This is a genomic window from Vibrio xiamenensis (genome assembly GCF_900100015.1).
GTDB classification, from domain to species: domain Bacteria; phylum Pseudomonadota; class Gammaproteobacteria; order Enterobacterales; family Vibrionaceae; genus Vibrio; species Vibrio xiamenensis.
In genome coordinates, this window is sequence record NZ_FNDD01000001.1 from 116,138 (window position 1) to 139,079 (window position 22,942).

General features: G+C 46.2%; 20 protein-coding genes. 13 read left to right on the forward strand and 7 right to left on the reverse strand.

Annotated elements, in window-relative coordinates; translation table 11 throughout:
• The first annotated feature begins 209 nt into the window (after positions 1 to 209).
• The 3 genes from nfo (at position 210) to BLS03_RS00550 (ending at position 2,774) form a co-directional block, all read left to right on the forward strand.
• Entirely contained in the window at positions 210 to 1,130 is a 921-nt protein-coding gene (nfo, locus tag BLS03_RS00540; RefSeq protein ID WP_093268218.1) for a deoxyribonuclease IV, read from the forward strand.
• Between the two features lie 310 nt (positions 1,131 to 1,440).
• A complete protein-coding gene (gene ung / locus BLS03_RS00545; protein WP_093268220.1) occupies positions 1,441 to 2,124 on the forward strand; it encodes a uracil-DNA glycosylase in 684 nt (227 codons plus the stop codon).
• Between the two features lie 98 nt (positions 2,125 to 2,222).
• Positions 2,223 to 2,774 carry a hemerythrin domain-containing protein gene (locus BLS03_RS00550; protein WP_093268223.1) on the forward strand — a complete coding sequence of 184 codons (552 nt, stop codon included), beginning with the start codon at positions 2,223 to 2,225 and terminating at the stop codon, positions 2,772 to 2,774.
• Between the two features lie 88 nt (positions 2,775 to 2,862).
• On the opposite strand, the gene BLS03_RS00555 is transcribed toward BLS03_RS00550, so the two are convergent.
• Positions 2,863 to 3,045, reverse strand: coding sequence for a DUF3545 family protein (locus BLS03_RS00555; RefSeq protein WP_093268226.1), 183 nt, complete (start codon positions 3,043 to 3,045; stop codon positions 2,863 to 2,865).
• Between the two features lie 691 nt (positions 3,046 to 3,736).
• On the opposite strand from BLS03_RS00555, the gene BLS03_RS00560 reads away from it, so the two are divergent.
• From BLS03_RS00560 to BLS03_RS00570, 4 genes are all read left to right on the forward strand, one after another.
• A complete protein-coding gene (locus BLS03_RS00560; protein WP_093268228.1) occupies positions 3,737 to 5,167 on the forward strand; it encodes an alanine/glycine:cation symporter family protein in 1,431 nt (476 codons plus the stop codon).
• A gap of 103 nt (positions 5,168 to 5,270) precedes the next feature.
• The gene (gene yaaA, locus BLS03_RS00565) at positions 5,271 to 6,047 is read left to right on the forward strand and encodes a peroxide stress protein YaaA (protein WP_093268230.1); all 777 of its coding nucleotides are present in this window, start codon (positions 5,271 to 5,273) and stop codon (positions 6,045 to 6,047) included.
• Between the two features lies 1 nt (position 6,048).
• A complete protein-coding gene (locus BLS03_RS25575; RefSeq protein ID WP_176765491.1) occupies positions 6,049 to 6,180 on the forward strand; it encodes a DUF5363 family protein in 132 nt (43 codons plus the stop codon).
• Positions 6,181 to 6,957, forward strand: coding sequence for a TatD family hydrolase (locus BLS03_RS00570; RefSeq protein WP_093268232.1), 777 nt, complete (start codon positions 6,181 to 6,183; stop codon positions 6,955 to 6,957). It abuts the gene before it with no gap.
• A gap of 77 nt (positions 6,958 to 7,034) precedes the next feature.
• On the opposite strand, the gene BLS03_RS00575 is transcribed toward BLS03_RS00570, so the two are convergent.
• The 4 genes from BLS03_RS00575 to BLS03_RS00590 form a co-directional block, all read right to left on the reverse strand.
• Entirely contained in the window at positions 7,035 to 8,000 is a 966-nt protein-coding gene (locus BLS03_RS00575; RefSeq protein WP_093268235.1) for an ABC transporter permease, read from the reverse strand.
• A 1-nt stretch (position 8,001) separates the two neighbouring features.
• Positions 8,002 to 9,120 carry an ABC transporter permease gene (locus tag BLS03_RS00580; protein ID WP_093268238.1) on the reverse strand — a complete coding sequence of 373 codons (1,119 nt, stop codon included), beginning with the start codon at positions 9,118 to 9,120 and terminating at the stop codon, positions 8,002 to 8,004.
• Positions 9,117 to 10,685: an ABC transporter ATP-binding protein gene (locus BLS03_RS00585; RefSeq protein WP_093268240.1), complete on the reverse strand. Its 1,569-nt coding sequence runs from the start codon at positions 10,683 to 10,685 to the stop codon at positions 9,117 to 9,119. The genes BLS03_RS00580 and BLS03_RS00585 overlap by 4 nt, the downstream gene beginning before the upstream one ends.
• Positions 10,686 to 10,900: 215 nt before the next feature.
• Positions 10,901 to 11,896, reverse strand: coding sequence for a BMP family lipoprotein (locus BLS03_RS00590; RefSeq protein WP_245696514.1), 996 nt, complete (start codon positions 11,894 to 11,896; stop codon positions 10,901 to 10,903).
• Positions 11,897 to 12,675: 779 nt separating this feature from the next.
• On the opposite strand from BLS03_RS00590, the gene BLS03_RS00595 reads away from it, so the two are divergent.
• The 5 genes from BLS03_RS00595 to deoD all read left to right on the forward strand — a co-directional run bounded on the left by BLS03_RS00595 (position 12,676) and on the right by deoD (position 18,713).
• A complete protein-coding gene (locus BLS03_RS00595) occupies positions 12,676 to 13,959 on the forward strand; it encodes a NupC/NupG family nucleoside CNT transporter (RefSeq protein WP_093268243.1) in 1,284 nt (427 codons plus the stop codon).
• Between the two features lie 508 nt (positions 13,960 to 14,467).
• Positions 14,468 to 15,244: a deoxyribose-phosphate aldolase gene (deoC, locus tag BLS03_RS00600; RefSeq protein WP_093268246.1), complete on the forward strand. Its 777-nt coding sequence runs from the start codon at positions 14,468 to 14,470 to the stop codon at positions 15,242 to 15,244.
• An 84-nt stretch (positions 15,245 to 15,328) separates the two neighbouring features.
• Positions 15,329 to 16,657 (forward strand): thymidine phosphorylase, encoded by a 1,329-nt coding sequence (gene deoA, locus BLS03_RS00605; protein ID WP_093268247.1) that lies wholly within the window; start codon positions 15,329 to 15,331, stop codon positions 16,655 to 16,657.
• 50 nt (positions 16,658 to 16,707) lie between these two features.
• A complete protein-coding gene (locus tag BLS03_RS00610; protein ID WP_093268250.1) occupies positions 16,708 to 17,928 on the forward strand; it encodes a phosphopentomutase in 1,221 nt (406 codons plus the stop codon).
• 68 nt (positions 17,929 to 17,996) lie between these two features.
• The gene (gene deoD / locus BLS03_RS00615; protein ID WP_093268252.1) at positions 17,997 to 18,713 is read left to right on the forward strand and encodes a purine-nucleoside phosphorylase; all 717 of its coding nucleotides are present in this window, start codon (positions 17,997 to 17,999) and stop codon (positions 18,711 to 18,713) included.
• A 92-nt stretch (positions 18,714 to 18,805) separates the two neighbouring features.
• On the opposite strand, the gene BLS03_RS00620 is transcribed toward deoD, so the two are convergent.
• On the reverse strand, positions 18,806 to 19,420 hold the full coding sequence (locus BLS03_RS00620) for a YtjB family periplasmic protein (RefSeq protein WP_093268767.1): 615 nt from the start codon (positions 19,418 to 19,420) through the stop codon (positions 18,806 to 18,808).
• A 103-nt stretch (positions 19,421 to 19,523) separates the two neighbouring features.
• On the opposite strand from BLS03_RS00620, the gene serB reads away from it, so the two are divergent.
• A complete protein-coding gene (serB, locus tag BLS03_RS00625; RefSeq protein ID WP_093268255.1) occupies positions 19,524 to 20,507 on the forward strand; it encodes a phosphoserine phosphatase in 984 nt (327 codons plus the stop codon).
• A 57-nt stretch (positions 20,508 to 20,564) separates the two neighbouring features.
• On the opposite strand, the gene BLS03_RS00630 is transcribed toward serB, so the two are convergent.
• Complete coding sequence (locus tag BLS03_RS00630) at positions 20,565 to 22,907, reverse strand: PilZ domain-containing protein (protein WP_093268256.1); 2,343 nt, start codon at positions 22,905 to 22,907, stop codon at positions 20,565 to 20,567.
• Positions 22,908 to 22,942 lie beyond the last annotated feature (35 nt).

Genomic DNA, 22,942 nt, shown 5'->3' on the forward strand with positions numbered 1-22,942 from the left:
TTGATTTGAGTCAAAAGACAACTTAAAACATTTTTATTTTTAAGGTTATTTTGATTTGTAATGGTATTTTTTCTTTTAAAAATAGCAACTTAAACTTTATTTTATGAATTAAAAAATATTTTAATTAAACTTTTGTAGTAAAATTACAACAAGATTGAGTAATTAATTGACCTTGTTTATTAAGGTTATGTGACAAATTTAGAGGAAAAATGAATTCAACTTCAGCGAATTTAAGCCCGCCATCCACTTTGGGTAACCAGACAAATGTTGGCAATAAGTATATTGGTGCTCATGTTTCTGCCGCTGGTGGGGTGGATCAAGCTCCAATTCGTGCTCATGAAATCGGCGCTAACGCATTTGCTCTGTTCACTAAGAATCAGCGCCAGTGGGTTGCTAAACCTCTTGATCCTGATGTAATCCAGCGTTTCAAACACAACTGTAAGAAATATGGCTTTCGCACCGAACATATCCTTCCCCATGACTCTTACTTGATCAATTTAGGTGCTCCAGATGAAGAAAAACTACAAAAATCCCGAGCCGCATTTATTGATGAATTTGAGCGCTGTTTTCAATTAGGGCTGACGCTGCTGAATTTTCATCCGGGCAGTCATCTCAAACAGATTCCCGAGCAAGAGTGCTTAGCAAGGATCGCTGAATCGATCAACTTAGCGCATCAAAGAGTGCCAGATGTGATTGCGGTGATTGAAAACACTGCAGGACAAGGCACTAACCTTGGCTGGCGCTTTGAACATTTGGCGGAGATCATCGACCAAGTTGAGGATAAACAGCGTGTTGGTGTGTGTCTTGATACTTGCCATACCTTTGCCGCTGGCTATGACCTTCGCACTGAACAAAGCTGTGAAGAGGTATTTGAAGAATTCGATCGTGTGGTCGGTATGCACTATTTACGTGCAATGCATGTAAATGATTCAAAAGGTGGCGTTGGATCACGTATTGATCGTCACCACTCTCTGGGTGAGGGTGAGATCGGTTGGGCATGCTTCGAATATATTGCTAAAGATCCCCGTTTTGACAATATTCCATTGATTTTAGAGACCATTAACCCAGAAATATGGCCTGATGAGATCGCCAGAATAAGAACAACACACTGCAAAAATCTCACAGATTAGATAAGTTGGCATCTTTCTTTCATAGCATTTAATGAGCATCGAGAAGTAGGTTGTGAAAGGAGGATGCCATGTTAAATACTCAAGTCATCAATAGCGTAAGAACTGCACGTTTCCCTGTCCCTAACCGTCCAATTAATGGCCGAGGGCATCACCGAACGCCTCAGACTCGCTAACCAGAACTGCTTTTGATTCCAGCGTTTATCTACTTGTTTCAACAAGACTAAGCGTTTGCCAGTTTAGCAATTAAACGACTTGTTCTATTGTGTGTTTTTGCGAAAATACTCTGATTCAAATTGAAAGGGTAGTAGCAATGGAACAGACACTGACATGGCATGACGTTATTGGGGAAGAAAAGCGACAAAGTTACTTTGTCGACACTCTGACATTTGTTGAATCACAAAGACAAGCTGGCAAGGTGATCTTTCCGCCGGAAAAAGATGTGTTTAACGCTTTTCGCGCCACGGAATTTCATCAAGTCAAAGTCGTGATCCTTGGGCAAGACCCATATCATGGGCCGTCTCAAGCGCATGGGTTGTGCTTCTCGGTATTACCTGGAATCAAAACGCCGCCTTCTTTAGTCAATATCTATAAAGAGCTCGCTCAGGATATTGAAGGTTTTACGATTCCAAGTCATGGCTACCTTCAGCACTGGGCAGAGCAAGGTGTTCTAATGCTCAATACGGTATTAACCGTTGAGCAGGGCAAAGCGCATTCTCATGCTAAAACCGGCTGGGAAACCTTTACGGATAAAGTGATCGAAGCGCTAAACCAGCATCAGCAAGGTGTGGTGTTTCTTCTTTGGGGTTCTCATGCTCAGAAGAAAGGTCAGTTTATTGACCGTAACAAGCATCATGTATTGACCGCACCTCATCCATCGCCACTGTCGGCGCATCGCGGTTTTCTTGGATGTCGTCACTTTTCTCAAACTAATCAGTTACTTCTAAATCAAGGAAAAGCGGCAATTGATTGGCATCTGCCACAGGTCATTAATTGACCTAAATCAGAAGGTGATGAATTTTTACTCACGTCTTAAGCAAGAGTCATGACTCTCATATACACTTACTTAAAGTAAGGTGTTTAAGGAGAGGCACTATGATGATCGAGCGTATTCGCAGAGAGCACGGCTACATGGTTCGCTTATTAGCGATTCTGCGCCGTAAACTTAACTTATTAAAGCAAGAAATGCCCATCAACTATAGTTTGGTTCACGACATTGTCGACTATTTAGCGCATCACTCAGAACGGGTTCATCACCCTAAAGAAGACATTCTCTATTTGTACTATTTAGAAAATTATGGTCGGGAAAGCGACATAGAAAACTTAGAGTTAGAGCATCAACATCTTTCGACTAAAACCCATGGCTTTCTCAATACTCTTGATATGATTTTGCAAGATGCGGTGGTGCCGCAACATGTGTTTATGGAGCAGCTAGAGACCTTCATTACCGCACAAAAGCAACATCTTGACATGGAAGAACAGTCAATTTTGCCGTTAATAGAACGAGTATTTAACGCATCAGATTGGCAAGTTGTGGAAGGATTGTGGAACGTCAGTGAAGACGACCCGGTGTTTGGTGATACCATTGCTGAGCATTACAAACAGCTTGCTGAGCGTGTTCGCCAAACTGAAGATGAGTGCGTTTAAGCACGAAAAATATCGAGCTAATTCGCTGTAAAATAAAGAGTTACTAAAAAATAAAAGGCGCCGCGATAATATCGGGCGCCTTTTATTATTAAAACTCTAGCTTGTCGATATCTTCAAAGCCAATATCCATATCCATTAGCTCCTTTTGTAATCGTTGGCGGTCTTTAATGGCCTCTATCTCACGCCATTTTCGTTTTACAGGTTTAGAACGAGTTGAACGCAGTCTTGGAAATTCCGTATCCATGATTTCATCAAAATTTAAGCCTTCCATAAGCCACCTCTTGTTATTTCGTCACTCCCCGCAGGGAATTGTTAAATACCACTCTACGAAAATCGTATCCTTGATTGATTTCTCATTTGTTGCATTTCCATGAAGTTTTTATGCAAAACGTGTACCGCTTCACTCAGATGTTCATGTGAACGAACAAAAAAACACCACTCAGCTCAACGAAAGTTCGAATTGAAGGAATTTGTGATGTTAATACTCTGTGGTAAGAAAGAGGAGAAATTCTCGATTTCTTGAGATCGATTTGGGTTTAATGTCACTCATTAAAAGCGCGAAATCTCAGGTTAGGTGAACTTGTTGCTGAACTAATCAGCTTAAGGCTTGGCACTCAACCTTTGGTTTTCATTACTCGAGTAAAAGTGTTTAACGTCACTGTTGTATTAACGTGCTATTTATGTAGCTTGTTTGTGATTTAATCTGTTAATTTAAGGTGATTTATTAGTGAAAAATAATGCTTTATAGCAATATGATGCATATTGATTTTTATGGTTAGGCACTGCATTATCGCGCCGGTCAAAAATCACCGATACGTAAAATGGACGCATGAAGCGATGTTTTACATATTCAAATTGCCAAAATATTCAATAATAACGACTAAGCCTGATTGACACTTAGTGGCGCAGTTTGAGGGACGGCTAGGACGCAAAGGTCGGGATAAACTCACTACGAGGATCTTATGACAGATATTATCAACTTAATGAATAGCCTACTTTGGGGCTCTATTCTGGTTTATCTACTGGTGGGCGTTGGGATTTACTTCACCTGCCGTTTAGGGTTTATTCAGTTTCGCCACTTCACTCATATGTTTAAAGTGCTGAAAAATAGTCGTAAAGCTGACAACTCTGGAATCTCTTCTTTTCAAGCCCTTTGTACCAGTCTTGCTGCGCGCGTCGGTACCGGGAACATGGCGGGCGTTGCTGTGGCGCTGACGGCTGGTGGCCCTGGTGCCATCTTTTGGATGTGGATGATTGCCATGCTTGGTATGTCGACGTCGTTTGCAGAAAGTACCTTGGCACAGTTGTATAAGACCAAAGATGATGAAGGTAACTACCGCGGTGGGCCTGCATACTACATCGAGAAAGGTCTTGGCATGCGCTGGATGGGGATGTTGTTCTCGGTATTACTGATCATTGCGTTTGGTCTAGTATTCAATGCTGTGCAAGCGAACTCAATTGCCAACGCGATGCACAACGCATTTGGTTGGGAGCAACACTACGTTGGTATTTGTGTGGTCTTGCTTTCGGCTGTGGTTATCTTTGGTGGTATTAAGCGTATTGCCAAAACCGCTGAGCTGATTGTTCCTATCATGGCGTTGGCTTACTTGGTATTGGCTCTGGTGATTCTGTTTGCCAACATTGAAAAACTCCCTGCGGTATTAGCATTGATTTTCAAAAGCGCGTTTGGTTTCCAAGAAGCGGCTGCGGGCGGCCTTGGCTACGCAGTAGCTCAGGCGATGATCAATGGTGTGAAACGAGGTCTGTTCTCAAACGAAGCCGGTATGGGTTCTGCGCCAAACGCTGCTGCGTCTGCAACGCCGTATCCGCCGCACCCTGCTTCGCAAGGTTACGTGCAGATGCTGGGCGTATTTATGGATACCATAGTGATCTGTTCATCAACGGTCGCGATCATTCTGATGTCGGGCGAATACGTGCCTCACGGTGAAGTTACCGGGATAGAACTGACTCAAGCGGCACTGAGTTCACAGGTTGGCGATTGGGGTGGTGTGTTTGTTGCCGTCGCGATTTTCTTCTTCGCATTTACTTCGATCATCGCCAACTACTCATATGCCGAAACCAACTTAGTGTTCCTTGAGCACAACCATAAAGCTGGCATTAAGCTATTTCGCTTGGTGTTCCTCGGTATGGTGATGTTTGGCGCTATGGCGTCTTTGCCTGTGGTTTGGTCTTTGGCCGATGTATCGATGGGCTTGATGGCGATTGTCAATCTGGTGGCAATACTGCTGCTCTCCGGAATTGTGATTAAGCTGGCAAAAGATTACAACCAGCAACTGAAAGCCGGTAAGTTGCCAACCTTTGACCCAGAAAAATTCCCTGAGCTGAAATCACAGCTCGAAGAGGGCATTTGGGATAAAAATAGCCACTCATAGCTTGAATCTATCGACATGATTATCAAAGCCATGCAGACAATGCATGGCTTTTTTTGTACTCTAACAACATAACGATTAAAGGATAAAGTGAAGAGAAACCATCATGCTGATTGTTGTATCACCTGCGAAGACGCTCGACTACGAATCGCCACTAGCGATTGAAAAATACACCCAGCCTGAGTTGACTCAATACTCAAAAGAGCTGATTGAGGTGTGTCGTCAACTGACACCTGCCGATATTTCATCGCTCATGAAAGTGAGCGACAAGATTGCTGCGCTCAATGTGGCTCGATTTGAGCAGTGGAGTGAAACCTTTACACCCGACAACGCGCGTCAGGCCATCTTGGCGTTTAAAGGTGATGTCTATACCGGTTTAGATGCTGAAACATTGTCCGAACAAGATTTCGACTACGCGCAAAAACATCTGCGTATGTTGTCTGGGCTTTATGGGCTACTTAAGCCACTTGACCTAATGCAACCGTATCGTTTGGAGATGGGAACTAAGCTTGGCAACCCAAAAGGGAGCAACCTCTACCAATTTTGGGGCAACATCATCACCGATAAGCTTAATCAAGCCATCGAAGAGCAAGGCGATAACGTGCTGGTTAACCTTGCATCGAATGAATATTTTAAAGCGGTCAAGCCGAAAAGCTTGGATGCACAGATCATCACGCCGATTTTTAAAGACTGCAAGAATGGCCAGTATAAAGTCATCAGTTTTTACGCTAAGAAAGCGCGCGGCATGATGGCGCGTTACATTATCGAAAATCGCATTCAAAGTGTGGCTGATTTAACCAAGTTTGATACTGCGGGTTATTACTTCTGTGAAGCGGAATCCACGCCAACCGATTTGGTGTTTAAACGTGAAGAGCAAGCCTAACATGTGGCAACGGCTGAAATCTTGGCTAGCTCGTTATGATGCTTGGTGTCAGTCGATGGGCTTGGCGCCAGGGCAAAAACGCAGTTGTGTTCCGTATCGGCAAGATCCGCCGTGCGACAAGAGCCAAGATTAAGTGCGGCTGTTTGATACTCACTGTCACTTTGACTTTTCAGTCTTTGCGGCAGAATTTAGCGCTCATCATCAAGCTGCGTTGCAGCAAGGTGTTGAGCGCTTTGTCATTCCAGCCATTGGCCCTGAAAATTGGTCGCGCCTAGCATCGCTCAGTGATTACTCCGGTGTGTATTACGCACTCGGTTTTCATCCGTATTTTTTACGCTCAGAGTCGGCTGCGAGTTTAAATTTGCTAATTGATCTTCTCGATAAGCGCAGTCCGCGCTGTGTCGCGGTGGGTGAAACCGGTTTGGATTGGGCGATTGAGGTTGATAAAAACCTGCAGCAGCAAATGTTTCTTAAGCAGATTGAATTGGCGCAGGCGTATCAGTTGCCGCTGATTCTGCATAGCCGCAAATCAGACAGTCAAATCATCAAACTGCTCAAGCAGGCTCGCTTTACGCAAGGCGGGGTTTGGCACGGTTTTTCCGGCAGTGAACAGCAAGCTAAAGCCTTTATTGATGCGGGGTTTAAAATCGGTGTCGGTGGGGTGATTACTTACTCAAGAGCCAATAAAACTCGCCGCGCCGTTGCTGCTTTACCTGCCAGCAGTCTCGTGCTTGAAACCGATGCTCCAGATATGCCGATGCATGGCTTACAAGGCCAGCCCAACCACAGCAAATATTTACCGCGTGTGTTGCATGAGTTGGCAACGCTTCGTAATTCACCACCAGAATTGCTCGCTGAGCAGCTGTGGCATAATAGCCATCAGTTATTTGCGCTGGATGATAATAACTAAACCGTGCTCGGGACAAAAAATAAAGGCGGCCATTGGCCGCCTTGGTTTTTAATTAACGATACTGAATCACGAAATTATTATTCGCGCTCTTTGGTGTAAGGTACACCAATCGCTTTCGGAGCTATGGCTTTGCCGATGAATCCGGCGAGCAAGAATACCGTTAGCAGGTATGGCAAGGCTTCAATTGCTTGAACTGGAATTGCCACATCACCGATGCTAACACCTTGCAGACGAATGGCGAGCGCATCCAAGAAACCAAACAGCAGACACGCCGCCATAGCGGTAAATGGTCGCCACTTACCAAAGATAAGCGCTGCCAGTGCCATATAACCTTTACCCGCGCTCATATTAGGAATGAACTGCGCCGTTTGACCAACCGACAAATACACGCCGCCCAGACCAACGAGTAGCCCACAGATCACCATCGCGCTGTAGCGCATGCCGACCACTGAAATCCCCGCAGTATCGACTGCCGCTGGCGATTCACCCACTGCGCGTAAACGCAAACCGAAGCGAGTTTTAAACAGAACATACCAAGCTAAAGGCACTATAAAAAATGCCAGATACTCAATTACTGAGTGTCCGCTGATAAGTTCTGAGTAGAGCAGGCCAATCACAGGTATGTCTTGCACCGCTTCTGCGCCAGGTAAGTTAATCGGTGCAAAGCGCGCTGCGCCGCTTAGTGCTGGTGTTTGGCCACCTTGATGGAACCAGTAACGGCCCAGCGTGATGGTCAAACCTGCTGCGAGAATGTTGATCGCCATACCGCTGACCACTTGGTCACCGCGGTGAGTGATCGATGCAAACCCGTGGAGCAGGGCGAGTAGCACTGACACCGCGCAGCCAGCCAGAACACCCATCCAGGCCGAACCCGTTATGTGAGCGGTTGCGGCGCCAGCGAATGCTGCCGATAGCAATTTGCCTTCCAAAGCAATGTTGACCACACCAGAGCGCTCACTGAACATGCCCGCAAGTGCGGCTAAAATCAGCGGCGTCGACATACGCACGGTCGCATCAAGCATCAAAATTATGGTTTCAAACATCTTAAGCCACTCCTTGTGCTTTTGGCTTGCTGGCAAATAACTTGAGGTAGAGCTGCTCAAGACGCGGTCTAAACATGTGCTCCAGTGCGCCAGAGAACAGAATCACTAAGCCTTGTAGTACCACAACGATGTTGCGGTCAACGCCATATTCAAAACTCAACTCCGCTCCACCTTGGTAGAGGAAACCAAACAGCAAGCTGGCTAACAGCACGCCAACTGGATGGTTACGACCCATCAGCGCAACCGCAATACCAGTAAAGCCAAAGCCTTCGACAAAGTTGAGCTTGATTTGATGCAGTTCACCTTGCAGCACGTTGATGCCAAAGAATCCAGCCAACATACCTGAAAGGACCATGGTCAAAATGATGATTTTAACGTAGTTGATACCGGCATAAGAGGCCGCCGATGGGTTGGCGCCAATCGCGCGAATTTCATAGCCCCAGCGTGATTTCCAAATAAATAGCCAGACAAACACGCAGCACAATAGCGCGAAGATAAAGCTTAGGTTAAGTGGGCTTGGCGCAATCTGTATACCAAACAGCGCCAGGATTTCATCCATTTTTGGCAGCCAGCTGCCAGCGGCAAACACTCGACTCTCTGTCGCCATGGTATTTTCTGGTTTGAGGATATCGACCAGCAAATACGCCATTAATGATGCGGCAATAAAGTTGAACATGATGGTGGTGATCACGATATGCGAGCCGCGTTTAGCTTGCAGATAGGCAGGAATAAATGCCCACGCAGAGCCAAACAAACCGCCAACGATGACCGCGATAGGGAACACCACGTACCAAGGTGCGTATTCGCCTAAGGTTAAACAGATTAAGCCAACGCCTAAACCGCCAATATAGGATTGTCCTTCCACCCCGATATTAAACAGGCCTGCGTGGTATGCGACCGCGACCGCCAAACCAGTAAAGATAAAACCTGTGGTGTAGTAAAGGGTATAGCCAAAGCCTTCAGCATAGCCAAAAGCGCCGGACCACATGACTTCAATAGCATCAAGTGGATTGATTTCGATATACAGAAACAGCAGCCCTGAAACCAAAAACGCAACCATTACGTTAATGGCTGGAAGCAGCCCGATCGTTACCCACGCGGGCACTTTTGCCTGACTCATGCCACATCTCCTTGAGTGGTCGCTTGCTTAATATGATCGGGAACGATGTTAGCCATCATCAGGCCAAGTGTTCGCTCATCGGCTTGAGAAGCATCGAGTTCACCGACGATCGCGCCATCAAAGACCACGATAATACGATCTGCAAGGGTGAGGATTTCATCCAGTTCCACGGAAACCAGCAGTACCGCTTTGCCGGCATCGCGGCTGGCGATGATTTGCTGGTGGATGTACTCGATGGCCCCGATATCGACGCCGCGAGTCGGTTGTCCAATCAATAGCACATCAGGGTCTTCTTCCATCTCTCGTGCAATGACCAGTTTTTGCTGGTTACCACCCGAGAAATTCGCTGTTTTAAGATGAATATCATTTGGGCGTACGTCCCACTTATCCATGCTCGATTGACACAGTTCGTCGATCGCTTGATGATTTTGCAGTACGCCTTTGTTGTATTTGTCTAAATGGTGATAGCCAAGAATGTAGGCTTCTTTGGCTTGGAATTTGTTGATCAGGCCTTGCTTATGGCGGTCTTCTGGAATGTGACCTACACCCATTGCACGGACTGCTCGTGGATTGGTGGTCTGCTGCGCAGAAATAGTATGACCGTTGAGATCGATGCTGCCAGAACTTGGCGGCAAGATGCCAGAAAGCAAGCTGAGAATTTCCGACTGACCGTTACCTGAAACTCCAGCGATCGCTACCAATTCACCGGCGCGTACACTAAAGCTGATGTCTTTCACTCGTTTCACGCCGCTCTCATCGACGTAGCTGAGGTTTTCGACGCGAATGCGTTCTTGGCTCGGTGTCGCCTCTTGCTTATCGACTTTTAGGCGAACTTTACGGCCAACCATCAATTCAGCCAACTGTTCTTTGGTGGCATTAGCGGTCGGAAGGTGTTCGACCATTTGGCCTTGACGCATGACGGAAATATTGTCGGTGATCGCTAACACTTCACGAAGTTTGTGAGTGATGATCATTACTGTCGTGCCTTGGGCGCGCAGTTTATCCAGAATCGCAAATAGGTGATCCGCCTCCTGCGGAGTCAGAACTCCGGTGGGTTCATCAAGGATCAGAATATTAGCATTGCGATACAAAGCTTTAAGGATTTCAACACGTTGCTGAAGTCCAACCGGCAGATCGCCAACAAGGGCATCCAACGGGACTTCCAAACCATAATCTTGTTCGATTTGCAGTAGTCGGCGGCGAGCCTCGGCTAAGCTGTTGTCGAGTTTCCACTCTTTTTCGGCGCCAAGGATAATGTTTTCAAGCACGGTAAAAGTGTCGACCAGCATAAAGTGTTGATGCACCATGCCAATGCCGCTGCGAATCGCATCTTGGGAGTTATTGGGGTTGTAGCTTTGACCATTGACCAGCATGCTACCGGAGTCGGGTTGGTAGAAGCCATAAATGATGCTCATAAGAGTGGATTTACCAGCGCCGTTTTCGCCAATAATTCCGTGAATAGTGCCTTTGGGAACTTGAAGATCAATTGCGTTGTTGGCGTGAACAGCCCCAAAACGCTTATCGATCTTGTTAAGTTCGATGGCGTAGTCTTGACGTTCGGTCACGTGAATACTTCCTAAACTTACTTAGACGGACGAGAGGGTTATATCGCGACAATCCAGTCCGACAGAACTTAGTTCCTTCGAAGAAACCAGCACCATCAGAGAAAAGAGTTATCGCGATATCGAACCGTGAAATCTGCGTCTTTGAGCTCAAGTTACAATTTTGAGTTCAAGTAACAATTTTGAGCTCAAGTAACAATGACGCAGAAAGTACAGTATTAGTAGTTACAAGTGTTATCAGACATGTAGTCGTGAACTTTGATCTTGCCAGAGATGATGTCTGCCTTGATGGTATCCATGTAAGACTTCATATCCGCGCTGATCAGAGACTTGTTGTTGTCATCCAGTGCCCAGTCAACTGCGTTCTCTTTTAGGCCTAGTGCTTTAACACCTGGTTTCCAAGTGCCGTTCATGTCTGCCATCCAAGATTCTTTTGCCGCTTTACCGACCAGTTTCACCATTGAAGTTAGCATAGTGCCTGGTTGAAGGTGGTTTTGGTTTGAATCCACACCGATCGCGTATTTGCCCGCATCTTTAGCAGCTTGGTAAACACCAAGACCTGTACCGCCTGCTGCTGCGTAGATTACGTCTGCGCCTTTAGAGAACTGAGATTTTGCAAGCTCAGAGCCTTTTGCTGGATCAGCAAACGCTGCTGGTGTTGAACCAGTCATGTTTTGTAGAACAGTGATGTTGGAGTTTGCGTATTTCGCGCCTTGCTCGTAGCCACATTCAAATTTACGAATTAGAGGAATGTCCATGCCGCCAACGAAACCGATGGTGCCAGTCTTTGATGCTTTCGCAGCAAGTGCGCCGACCAAGAATGAACCTTCTTGCTCTTTAAACACAATAGACTGAACGTTTGGCTTATCAACCACCATATCAAGAATGGTGAAGTGGATATCTGGGTATTCGGTTGCGACTTTCTCAACCGCTGACGCCATATTAAAGCCAACGGCAACAATTGGGCTAAACCCACGGCTTGCTAAACGACGTAAGCCTTGCTCACGTTGAGCTTCGTTTTGTGGTTCAAATTCACGAACTTTGTAGCCATCTGCTTCCATCGACTTAACACCGTTTTGGTAAACGGCTTCGTTAAATGATTTGTCGAACTTACCCGCGGTATCGTAGATAACGGCTGGTTTTGTCTCAGCAAATACAGCAGCTGAAGACATAGCAAGGGTTAACGCAGAGAGTTTAATAAGGAATTTTTTCACATTTAAATCCTTTTAATAATGTGTGACTAAGAACGTTAATCGTCTGAACAGATTAGGCGATTAACAATTAAATAACGGTTCAGTTTATCGATTACTGGTTAAAAAAAAATCGAGCACTTCACATCAAATCACATTTTTACAGGTTTGCAGGTGACTAAATGCAAAATTTGTCGAATTTTTGCTCTATTTTGTGGTTTTTGTCAAATTTGCAAATGGTAGAAATGTGATCCATTTCTTTAGTTTTTCTGAAAATAAATAAAAACTAAACATCTATATGCATAACAATTTCACCTCACCTAAGAGGCTTTTATTAATTAATGTGACTTAGGTTTGATTTGCCGGGATCATTATAAAGTGTTTATTACTCTCTTATCAAAAGCGTGGTTTTGGCGTTGCATTTTACCCTGTTCGAAATGTGACCAAACGCTCAAGGTGTATTCAATCTATAATTCATGATTTAGAACAATAAATGGGGTAAATGTCATGAACGTGTCGGTAAAAAACGTTTTCGTATTTACATTATGTTGTACGTAAACGTTTGCTTAGTTAAAAATGAAATGTTTTTTATTTGTTTGTTTTTGATTTTTGTTTTGTTAAAAAATTAGCCTTTCAAGGCATTAATTGTGACGAAATTCTCAATTAGAAATGAATCAACTATATATTGCTTAGTAATTCGTGATGCGGTCATTACTTTTTATGTATCGAATACGTATAATCGCCCCGCTTTAATAAACCAGTGTTTTACACGCCAACAAACAACTATAAGGAAATCATAAACTATGAGCCTGTTTATGAGCCTAGTCGGTATGATTGTGTTGCTTGCTATCGCATACGCACTTTCTTCAAACCGCAAAGCTATTAATTTTAGAACCGTAGGTGGCGCATTCGCCATCCAATTCATTCTCGGTGCATTTGTACTTTACGTACCTTGGGGCCGTGACCTATTGAACGGTGTCTCGAATGGTGTTTCTAACGTTATCAACTACGGTAACGACGGTGCATCTTTCCTATTCGGTGGTCTTGTTTCTGGCAAGATGTTTGAAGTGTTCGGCGGCGGCGGTTTCATCTTCGCATTCCGTGTTCTTCCAACACTGATCTTCTTCTCATCACTGATTTCTGTGCTTTACTACCTTGGCATCATGCAGTGGGTTATCAAGATTCTTGGTGGCGGCCTGCAAAAAGCTCTTGGTACATCACGTGCGGAATCTATGTCTGCAGCAGCTAACATTTTCGTAGGTCAAACAGAAGCACCTCTTGTGGTTCGTCCGTTTGTTCCTCGCATGACACAATCTGAGCTGTTCGCTGTGATGTGTGGTGGTCTTGCTTCAGTTGCTGGTGGCGTGCTAGCAGGTTATGCCTCTATGGGTGTGCCTCTAGAATACTTGGTTGCAGCGTCATTTATGGCAGCACCTGGTGGTCTACTGTTTGCTAAAATCCTTTATCCAGAAACGGATAAACCACATGAAGACATCGCTGAAGCGTTGGACGGTGGTGATGACAAACCAGCTAACGTTATTGACGCAGCGGCAGGCGGTGCGGCTTCTGGTCTGCAACTTGCGCTAAACGTGGGCGCAATGCTTATCGCCTTTATCGGTCTGATTGCTTTAATCAACGGTATTCTTGGCGGTGTGGGCGACTGGTTCGGTATGCCTGAGCTAACGCTAGAAATGATTCTAGGTTGGATCTTCTCACCACTTGCATTCCTGATTGGTGTGCCGTGGGCTGAAGCGACCACAGCAGGTTCATTCATCGGTCAGAAGATCGTTGTTAACGAATTTGTTGCTTACCTAAACTTCACGCCATACATCGGTGACAATGCGCAAGTTATCGCAAGCACTGGTCAAGTGATGTCTGAGAAGACAGTGGCAATCATCTCGTTTGCTCTGTGTGGTTTTGCGAACCTATCTTCAATCGCAATTCTACTTGGCGGCCTAGGGAGCTTGGCACCAACACGTCGTCACGATATCGCTCGCATGGGTATCAAAGCCGTTGTTGCTGGTACGCTATCTAACTTGATGGCAGCGACCATTGCTGGCTTCTGTCTAAGCTTATCAGCTCTGTAATTAGGACTGCTTGCGTATAGACGCCACGTAATTTACATTGCCCCGTAGCATTTTCTGCTGCGGGGCATTTTTGTTTTAGAGCCTATGGAAATGCTTTAAGGCCAAGAGAAATGCTGGAGTTGGCCGAATTATTCACTGAATTTCTAATGGGTGTTCACTGAGTGAATATTTTTTGAGATCCAAACCGTTTGCGCTCTATAGCCAATGATCGGTTTTCGCTAAAAACCTATACTCTATAGAAACGAAATCGAGACTGAGCTAATTTCGAAAGTCGTTGCCTTGATACATGGAGTAGAAAGCGACGCAACAGTGGCGATCTCGCCACCTTAAACGCCGCAATCACAGATTGTTGTGCCATAGACCAAACTGGTACTGTGCGGTGACAAGGATAGCAATTGATACATGGTTTGCTGCATGTATCGAGTCTTCAAGGAACCAAGTCCGTTCAAAAACACCGCTTAGCTTTGAGGCTAAGCTGTTATTTTTTGAATATTGATCGGAGAGAGAAATGAGCGATTTAAAAGCAGCTGCGTTACGCGCATTGAAATTGATGGATTTAACCACGTTAAATGACGATGACACTGACGCGAAAGTGATTCAACTGTGCCACGATGCGAAAACCGCCGTTGGCAATACCGCAGCTATCTGTATTTACCCTCGCTTTATTCCTATTGCTAAGAAGACTTTGCGTGAGCAAGGTACGCCAGACGTACGTATTGCTACAGTAACTAACTTCCCTCACGGTAATGACGATATCGAGATTGCCGTGGCTGAAACCAAAGCCGCAGTCGCTTACGGCGCGGATGAAGTGGATGTGGTTTTCCCATATCGCGCGTTGATTGCAGGTGATGACAAAGTGGGTTTTGAGCTGGTTAAACAGTGCAAACAGGCCTGTGGTGATATCCTGCTTAAAGTAATTATCGAAACGGGCGAACTGAAAGAACAAGCGCTTATCAAGAAAGCTTCACAAATTGCGATTGAAGCCGGTGCTGACTTTATCAAAACCTCAACGGGTAAAGTGCCTGTCAACGCGACACCTGAATGCGCACGTATGATGCTTGAAGTCATTCGCGACCTAAACGTTGCTGATAAAGTTGGCTTTAAGCCTGCAGGTGGTGTTCGCACGGCTGAAGACGCAGCGCAATACCTTGCGATGGCGGATGAAATTCTCGGTGACAACTGGGTGGATGCGCGTCATTACCGCTTTGGTGCGTCAAGCCTATTGACCAATCTTCTGAACACGCTCGAAGTGTCAGATCAAGTCGCAGATCCAAGCGCGTACTAATCGATTTATCGGGGGCGCATTCCGCGTTCCCCGCTTTTCCTTTTTTGTTTTCTACCATGGCGTGATGACGCTTGGGGGGCAGTTATGTTTTTACCACAGGAAATTATCCGTAAAAAACGCGAAGGGCAGGCACTGAGCGCAGAAGAAATTCAATTCTTCATTCAAGGCGTAGCCGATGAATCGATTACCGACAGCCAAATTGCGGCGTTTGCTATGACCATTTGTTTCCACGAACTTTCAATGGACGAGCGCATCGCGTTAACTTGCGCCATGCGTGATTCAGGCATTGTGATCGACTGGAGCGAGATGAACTTTGGCGGCCCGATTGTTGACAAACACTCGACTGGTGGAGTGGGGGATGTCACCTCATTGATGCTTGGCCCTATGGTAGCGGCGTGCGGCGGTTTTGTTCCTATGATTTCAGGGCGCGGGCTTGGTCACACAGGCGGCACACTCGATAAACTGGAATCGATTCCGGGTTACAATGTGGCACCAGACAACCAGACCTTTGGTGAAGTGACCAAACAAGCAGGGGTGGCTATTATTGGTCAAACTGGCAATTTGGCACCAGCCGACAAACGCGTTTATGCGGTGCGTGATATTACCGCGACCGTCGACAATCTCTCTCTGATTACGTCTTCCATTTTATCCAAGAAGCTCGCTGCAGGCCTTGAGTCCTTAGTTATGGACGTCAAAGTTGGCTCCGGCGCCTTCTTACCCACTTATGAACAATCAGAGCAGTTAGCCAAATCCATTGTCGCTGTTGCCAATGGCGCGGGCACCAATACCACGGCAATCTTAACCGACATGAACCAAGTGTTGGCATCGTCTGCAGGTAACGCGCTTGAAGTGCGTGAAGCGGTGCAGTTTCTAACCGGTGAATATCGCAACCCACGTTTGTTTGAAGTCACCATGGCGCTGTGTGCTGAAATGTTGGTGCTCGGCAAGCTTGCTAGTGATGAACAAGACGCGCGAGTTAAGCTGCAAACCGTTCTCGACAACGGCGCTGCGGCGAAACATTTTGGTTTGATGGTCGCAGGGCTAGGCGGGCCGGCGGACTTTGTCGAAAACTATTCAACCTATTTAGAAAACGCGCCACTAATTAAGCCCGTTTTTGCCAACCAAAGTGGTGTGGTATGTGCGATGGATACGCGTGCTATTGGCATGGCCGTTGTTGGCATGGGCGGCGGACGTCGCAATGCTTCGGACCCGATTGATCATGCGGTTGGCTTCGATCAATTTATTCGTCTTGGTGAACGCGCCGATGACACTAAGCCACTGGCGATGATTCATGCCCGTAGCGAGCAGCAGTGGCAACAAGCAGCAGATGAACTGCTGAGCGCAATTGAAATTGGTGAACATTATCAACCAACACCGAACGTTTACCGTAAAATTCGCATTGAAGATTTATAAGCATAAAGATTTGGTCAGTACTGCAGTGCTGGCCTAACTGGGAACAGGCAATGAAAAGAGCATTTATTTTAGTCCTCGACTCGTTTGGGATCGGGGCAACACAAGACGCAGAGCAATTTGGTGATGTCGGCGCAGATACGTTAGGCCATATCGCCCAGCGCTGCGCTCAGGGTTTAGCAGACAACGATAAGCGCCAAGGCGCGCTGCGCTTGCCGAACCTGTCTAAGTTAGGTTTAGCTATGGCGCATAAAGAGTCGACGGGCAGGCTGGCTGACGGCTTAAGCGAAGAAGCGGAGATTATGGGGGCTTACGCGCATGCCGCTGAGCTGTCATCGGGCAAAGACACCCCGTCAGGTCACTGGGAAATCGCTGGTGTGCCTGTGCTATTTGATTGGGGCTATTTCACCGATAAACAAAATAGCTTTCCAACCGAGCTGACTGACCGCATTTTAGCTCGCGCTGGCTTGGACGGCTTTCTGGGCAACTGCCATGCTTCAGGCACACAAGTTTTGGACGATCTCGGTGAGTTGCATATGGAGACCGGCAAACCGATCTTTTACACTTCAGCAGATTCGGTCTTCCAAATTGCCTGTCATGAAGAGACGTTTGGTTTAGACCGCTTACTTGAACTGTGCCAAATTGCTCGTGAAGAGCTCGCCGACTACAATATTGGCCGCGTCATTGCTCGTCCATTCATCGGTGCAAAAGCCGGGGAATTTGAGCGTACCGGTAACCGCCGTGATCTGTCGGTTGAGCCGCCATCGGCAACGGTATTGCAAAAATTGGTTGAAGAAAAACAAGGCAAAGTGGTGTCGATTGGCAAAATTGCGGATATTTACGCCCATTGCGGAATTACCGATAAAGTCAAAGCGAACGGGATAGAAGCGCTGTTTGATGCCACCCTTGAACAGGTGAAAGCGGCCGGTGACAACACGATTGTGTTTACTAACTTCGTTGATTTTGATTCCGCGTACGGCCATCGCCGCGATGTGGCGGGTTATGCAGCCGCACTGGAGTATTTTGACCAGCGTCTACCTGAGCTACTTGAGATCATGGAACACGATGATGTGCTGATCCTAACCGCGGATCACGGCTGCGATCCAACTTGGCCGGGCAGCGATCATACTCGCGAGCATATCCCGATTTTAGTTTATGGCCACCAAGTCCCCGCTGGGTCACTCGGTCGCCGCGACACCTTTGCCGACATTGGTCAGAGCCTCGCAAGTTATTTCGCGATATCGCCAATGGATTACGGTAAGAGTTTTCTATAATTAAAGATTCTGGTTGGGGCCTGATTTCAGGTCCATTTTTAGCCTAAGTTATGAGAAGGAAATAAATAATGGCCACTCCACACATTAACGCCGAAGCGGGTGCATTTGCTGATGTAGTTCTGATGCCAGGTGACCCACTACGCGCTCAGTACATCGCAGAAACTTTCCTTGAGAATGTGGTAAAAGTTTGTGACGTTCGCAATATGTTCGGTTTCACTGGTACTTATAAAGGTCGCAAAATTTCCGTTATGGGCCACGGTATGGGTATTCCATCATGTTCAATCTACGCGACTGAGCTTATTAAAGACTACGGGGTGAAGAAAATCATCCGTGTTGGTAGCTGTGGTGCTGTGAGCGAAGATATCAAAGTTCGTGATGTTGTGATTGGTATGGGCGCTTGTACCGATTCAAAAGTGAACCGCATTCGTTTTAAAGGTCACGACTTTGCCGCGATCGCGGATTACAAAATGGTGAAAGCAGCGGAAGAAGCGGCAACGGCACGTGGCATCAACGTCAAAGTAGGTAACTTGTTCTCTGCTGAGCTGTTCTACACGCCAGATCCTGAAATGTTCGATGTTATGGACAAATACGGCATCGTCGGTGTGGAAATGGAAGCGGCAGGTATCTACGGTGTGGCTGCTGAATACGGCGCGAAAGCACTAACCATTTGTACTGTATCTGACCACATCAAAACCGGTGAGCAAACTACGTCGGAAGAGCGTCAAAACACCTTCAACGACATGATTGAAATCGCCCTTGATTCTGTGCTGCTTGACGACAAGTAAGCCACCAAAAACAAAAAACCTCAGCCGATGCTGAGGTTTTTTTATGTTCGTTTTCTCTACCAAGTCTGCTTGTTACTCTGCTTCTCTGCTTGTTACTCCACTTCGGCAACATTTTGCAGCAGTAGGTTTGGTCCACTCTGTTTCGGGCGGCGGCGAATGATCAACATTAATAGCACGCCACCGATAAAGCTCATTCCAACCATGGTGTACATATAACGGTCACTCTTACGATAGTAGTGATCAGAGAATGCGGTCAGGCGACCCGTCTCAAAGGTAATTCGTACATAACCGATGATATTGCCATCGTACATCACAGGCTCGACCAACTGCTGTTTACCAATGCGCGCGGTTTCTAGTGGGGTATCTAAGCCAAGAATTTCACGTACCGATTTGGCGTTATCGCTTGAAGCAAGACGCACACCCTCAGCATCATAAATTGCAGCATCAAATACTAGGTTATCTTCGGCTAATTGGTTGGTGAGCTTAAGTAACCGCTCTTGATCTTGCTGAGCGATCATTTCACTGGCTGATAGCGATGCTTGAGAGATCAAGACTTTGGTTAGTGTCTCGAGCTGGTTGGCTTGAATCTCTTCATTACCTTTAGTGATCTTCACGCTGTTAATACCGATAACCACAACCATAGCGAGCAGTAATAACGTCACGATAATTCGTAAAACAACGCGAAAAGAAAACAAAGAGGTGTTCATACGGTAACCTAATTTCAAGCTTATTGAGACATCGCCCATATTGAGACTTGCCTAACTAAATTGCAATAGGGTAACGTGTGAGGGATTTTGTGAGGATAACAACATGGATAAGTTAAAGACGTTACCAATACGCCGACATACAACTCTTTTATCACGTCTGCCTGAAATACTAACTTCGACTCAACATCAACGAAAAAATGCCAATTGGATCGTATATGGGGAGTATTTATCGCCACGTTACTTTGAAGATATCGACTTTTTCTTAGGATATTTCAATCCCATCGTCGATAGCTGGAAAGTTGGGGGCTATGAAGTGGCTTTGATGGCGGGAGAGCTTACGCCGCAACATGAAGAGATACTAAAAAATTTACAGCTCGATTATGCGCGTTTGACAGAAGTGCCGGATCTGTCTAAACCTGGCTTGATCGTGATGGATATGGATTCAACCGCGATTCAGATCGAATGTATCGACGAGATCGCCAAACTTGCTGGAGTGGGTGAAGAAGTCGCTGCCGTAACTGAACGTGCTATGCAAGGCGAGCTCGATTTTGAGCAGAGTTTGCGTCAACGGGTCGGTAAGTTGGCAGGCGCCGATGAGTCTATTTTAGAAACGGTACGTGAAGTGCTGCCTTTTATGCCAGACCTTGAAGTGATGATCGCAACCTTGCAGCAATTTGGTTGGAAGACCGCGATTGCTTCAGGCGGGTTTACCTATTTCTCTGATTATTTGAAAGACACTTTGAAGCTCGATTTTGCTCAATCTAATCAGTTGGACATTGTCGATGGTAAACTCACCGGTAAAGTGAATGGTGAGGTTGTGACTGCGCAGATCAAGGCCGACATTCTGCAGGCTTTGGCTGAGCAACATGATATTGAAATTCATAACACCATCGCAATTGGCGACGGTGCCAATGATCTAGTCATGATGAAAGCGGCAGGGCTTGGCATTGCTTACCGCGCTAAGCCAAAAGTAGAAGCCGAGGCTCAGGTTGCGATTAACCATGTTGGGTTAGGTGGGGTTGTGTGTATTTTGTCCGCCATGTTAGCCAAACACCAGAAACTAAGCTGGCAACATAAGCCTAAATAAGCGTATCAACGAATAAAAAGAGCGAGATTTCTCGCTCTTTTTTATTTCTACTGCTGACTAACGGGTCAGCTCAAGTCGAATCAAGACTTCTTCCGTGATGTCGGTGATTTCGCTGTAACCGGCAATGGTGCTGAGCTCTTTTTCCACTTTGGTTGCTTGCGGCAAGCTAATCAAAGCCAACTCTTCCATATCTTTGCGAATCAGCGCCGTCATCGGGTCAAAGACTGGAGTACTGCAGATCCGCAGTGCAAAGAAATCGCCAACCGATAAGGCGTTCTTGATAAACTCAATACGCTCTTTGATATGACCAAACTCTTCACGCAACTTCGCATCCACCGATTGCACTCGTTTACCGAACTTATACGCGCAAATGTAGATTTCGAAGTATTGAGGCTCGGCGCCATCAATCCGTTTCATCGGTTTGGCGAGTAGCGTATTGGTGTGACCTTTATATATCGGATTCAACGACAGTTTGTCATCACCGCCCAATTGCGCAAATAGCGCTAAATGTGGCAATAACGGGTAGTTAACGCCAATCACTTTTGGATTCAAATTGGCGCCCGGTTTATCAACAAACAGTGGCGCACAAACCATTTTGTCGAGTAGCAAATTGTGTAAGCCTTCAAGCAAAGTGTTGCTGGGTAAAATCTCTTGCTTGGGTTTGAGCTTGGCTTGATTGCGCTCCAGTAAAGTGTTGAAAAAACCAATGGTCTTCATGGTTTTACTGTCTTCAATCATGACCAGTTGCAGCTGTTTACCATTTGGACCGACACGTATCACCCGATAAGGCACTTCATCGAGTGGCAGTCTTTTGTCGTACAGCTTGAGCTCTAGGAAATCGATTTGGCACTCGTCGCCGCTTTTTAGCTGGCACGGCTCGTCTAAGTTCAGGTTTAACCCGCGTTTGGAAAAGTCCAAACTTTTACCAGCAATGGTTTTACCGCCGAAGTTGAGTTCGATAGGTGTTTGCAGCGGATAGCGTGGCTCTTTGCGCCGCGACTTAGCATCAAAATACAGGCACCTTGGCGCATGAGTGGCGTTACGAGGGTGGCGAAATGCATTGAGTTCGCTACTGGCAAGCTTAGGTTTCTCACTTAATAAGTAGTCACGCGCGCTGGTGTCATCGGTGATCTCTTGCAAAATACCGCAATGGGTTAGCGTTGAAGTGTCGATTCCCAGCTCTTGACCATGTTTAGCAAGCTCGGCGCATTCGTCTTTTTTGAGTTCAAACACGTGTAAACGAAACGCTTTCCAGCTCGGCTTTTTCGCCCCGATATGCCAAAACAGCTGGCGCTGCTCACGGGTCGCTTCAGGCATCAACATAGAAAAGAACAGCGTCTTCTCTTGATGATCGTGAGTAAAGGCATAAATCACGTTGTTTGATGTTGTCATCCCCGGTTTGGTGAGCAGCGACATGCGTTTGGGATGCAACAAGTTGGTCAGCGACTGTTGATTACGCTCATCATGCCAATATTGCCAGATCGGCTGATTGTTTTCGGTCATCAGCGCTAATTTGAGCTCACCACCACTGAAAAATAGCGGCAGGTTACACGTGTGCTTAAGAAAAATATGCTCAAAGCCACGGGTGCGGGCACGAATTACTTTGTCTTGGTTATCGTGTTTGGTTCGTTGATTCTCATTGCGCAGTGATTCTTGGATCAGTTGGTCAATGACGGTGTCATCACCAAGCTTAAGTAAGCGCAGAAATTTAACTGCATCATTATCATAAGAATCATCCACCGCCAAAATGCGGTATTCCAATGCAGATTGCAGGCCGGTAACTTCAGAGGTTTTAGCCAGTTCGCTAAAACGTACCGTAATGGCATCGCCGAGCTTATAGTCAAACGCACTCGGCACTTTGATTTTTGCGCCGGAAGGCGAAATGTCGAGCGTCAAGCCGTGAACAAATTGGGAACGAGGAAGAGTGATATCGACTTGCGAGCTGACCTTGAGGCGGTTTTCTTTACGTTTTAAATCGTAGCCCAGCACAATGGGTTCAACATGGTACTGGTTATCTTTGGCGACCACTTCTTGGCCGATAGGCTTGCCACGCTTTTGCATGACACGAAAATTATTGCGCGTGTTTGACAGCGCTTCCCAAACACCTTCGGTATAGCCGCCGAATTTGCGGGTGTTTTTGTGGTAGGCATTGAATGCCACGTCATCAAGCCAGTGTTTTAAACCATCGAGTTCGTATTCTCGGCATTCGCCTTGTACTCGACCACGAAGGTCGATGGTTTTCTGGCAAGGCGCCATGATGCGGTTTAACTCCATCTTTAACAAAATTTTAAGCGATGGAGGCTCACCGTCCGTTAGCTGGTTAAGAAGATAGTTAAAATCTTCTGAGCGATAGGCGGGAATCAGTCGTTCGGCTAAGGAGAGTATTTCGGATTGCTGCATATTTTCTGGTAGAGTACTCACTCTCATTTATTAGG

Bases quoted from the DNA above. Each gene is read 5' to 3' on its own strand.
- BLS03_RS00595 (WP_093268243.1), top strand. From the start codon at position 12,676: ATGAGCCTGTTTATGAGCCTAGTCGGTATGATTGTGTTGCTTGCTATC.
- BLS03_RS00555 (WP_093268226.1), bottom strand. From the start codon at position 3,045: ATGGAAGGCTTAAATTTTGATGAAATCATGGATACGGAATTTCCAAGA.
- BLS03_RS00620 (WP_093268767.1), bottom strand. From the start codon at position 19,420: ATGAACACCTCTTTGTTTTCTTTTCGCGTTGTTTTACGAATTATCGTG.
- deoD (WP_093268252.1), top strand. From the start codon at position 17,997: ATGGCCACTCCACACATTAACGCCGAAGCGGGTGCATTTGCTGATGTA.
- deoC (WP_093268246.1), top strand. From the start codon at position 14,468: ATGAGCGATTTAAAAGCAGCTGCGTTACGCGCATTGAAATTGATGGAT.
- deoA (WP_093268247.1), top strand. From the start codon at position 15,329: ATGTTTTTACCACAGGAAATTATCCGTAAAAAACGCGAAGGGCAGGCA.
- BLS03_RS00560 (WP_093268228.1), top strand. From the start codon at position 3,737: ATGACAGATATTATCAACTTAATGAATAGCCTACTTTGGGGCTCTATT.
- ung (WP_093268220.1), top strand. From the start codon at position 1,441: ATGGAACAGACACTGACATGGCATGACGTTATTGGGGAAGAAAAGCGA.
- BLS03_RS00610 (WP_093268250.1), top strand. From the start codon at position 16,708: ATGAAAAGAGCATTTATTTTAGTCCTCGACTCGTTTGGGATCGGGGCA.
- serB (WP_093268255.1), top strand. From the start codon at position 19,524: ATGGATAAGTTAAAGACGTTACCAATACGCCGACATACAACTCTTTTA.
- nfo (WP_093268218.1), top strand. From the start codon at position 210: ATGAATTCAACTTCAGCGAATTTAAGCCCGCCATCCACTTTGGGTAAC.
- BLS03_RS00575 (WP_093268235.1), bottom strand. From the start codon at position 8,000: ATGTTTGAAACCATAATTTTGATGCTTGATGCGACCGTGCGTATGTCG.
- BLS03_RS00630 (WP_093268256.1), bottom strand. From the start codon at position 22,907: ATGCAGCAATCCGAAATACTCTCCTTAGCCGAACGACTGATTCCCGCC.
- BLS03_RS25575 (WP_176765491.1), top strand. From the start codon at position 6,049: ATGTGGCAACGGCTGAAATCTTGGCTAGCTCGTTATGATGCTTGGTGT.
- yaaA (WP_093268230.1), top strand. From the start codon at position 5,271: ATGCTGATTGTTGTATCACCTGCGAAGACGCTCGACTACGAATCGCCA.
- BLS03_RS00580 (WP_093268238.1), bottom strand. From the start codon at position 9,120: ATGAGTCAGGCAAAAGTGCCCGCGTGGGTAACGATCGGGCTGCTTCCA.
- BLS03_RS00550 (WP_093268223.1), top strand. From the start codon at position 2,223: ATGATGATCGAGCGTATTCGCAGAGAGCACGGCTACATGGTTCGCTTA.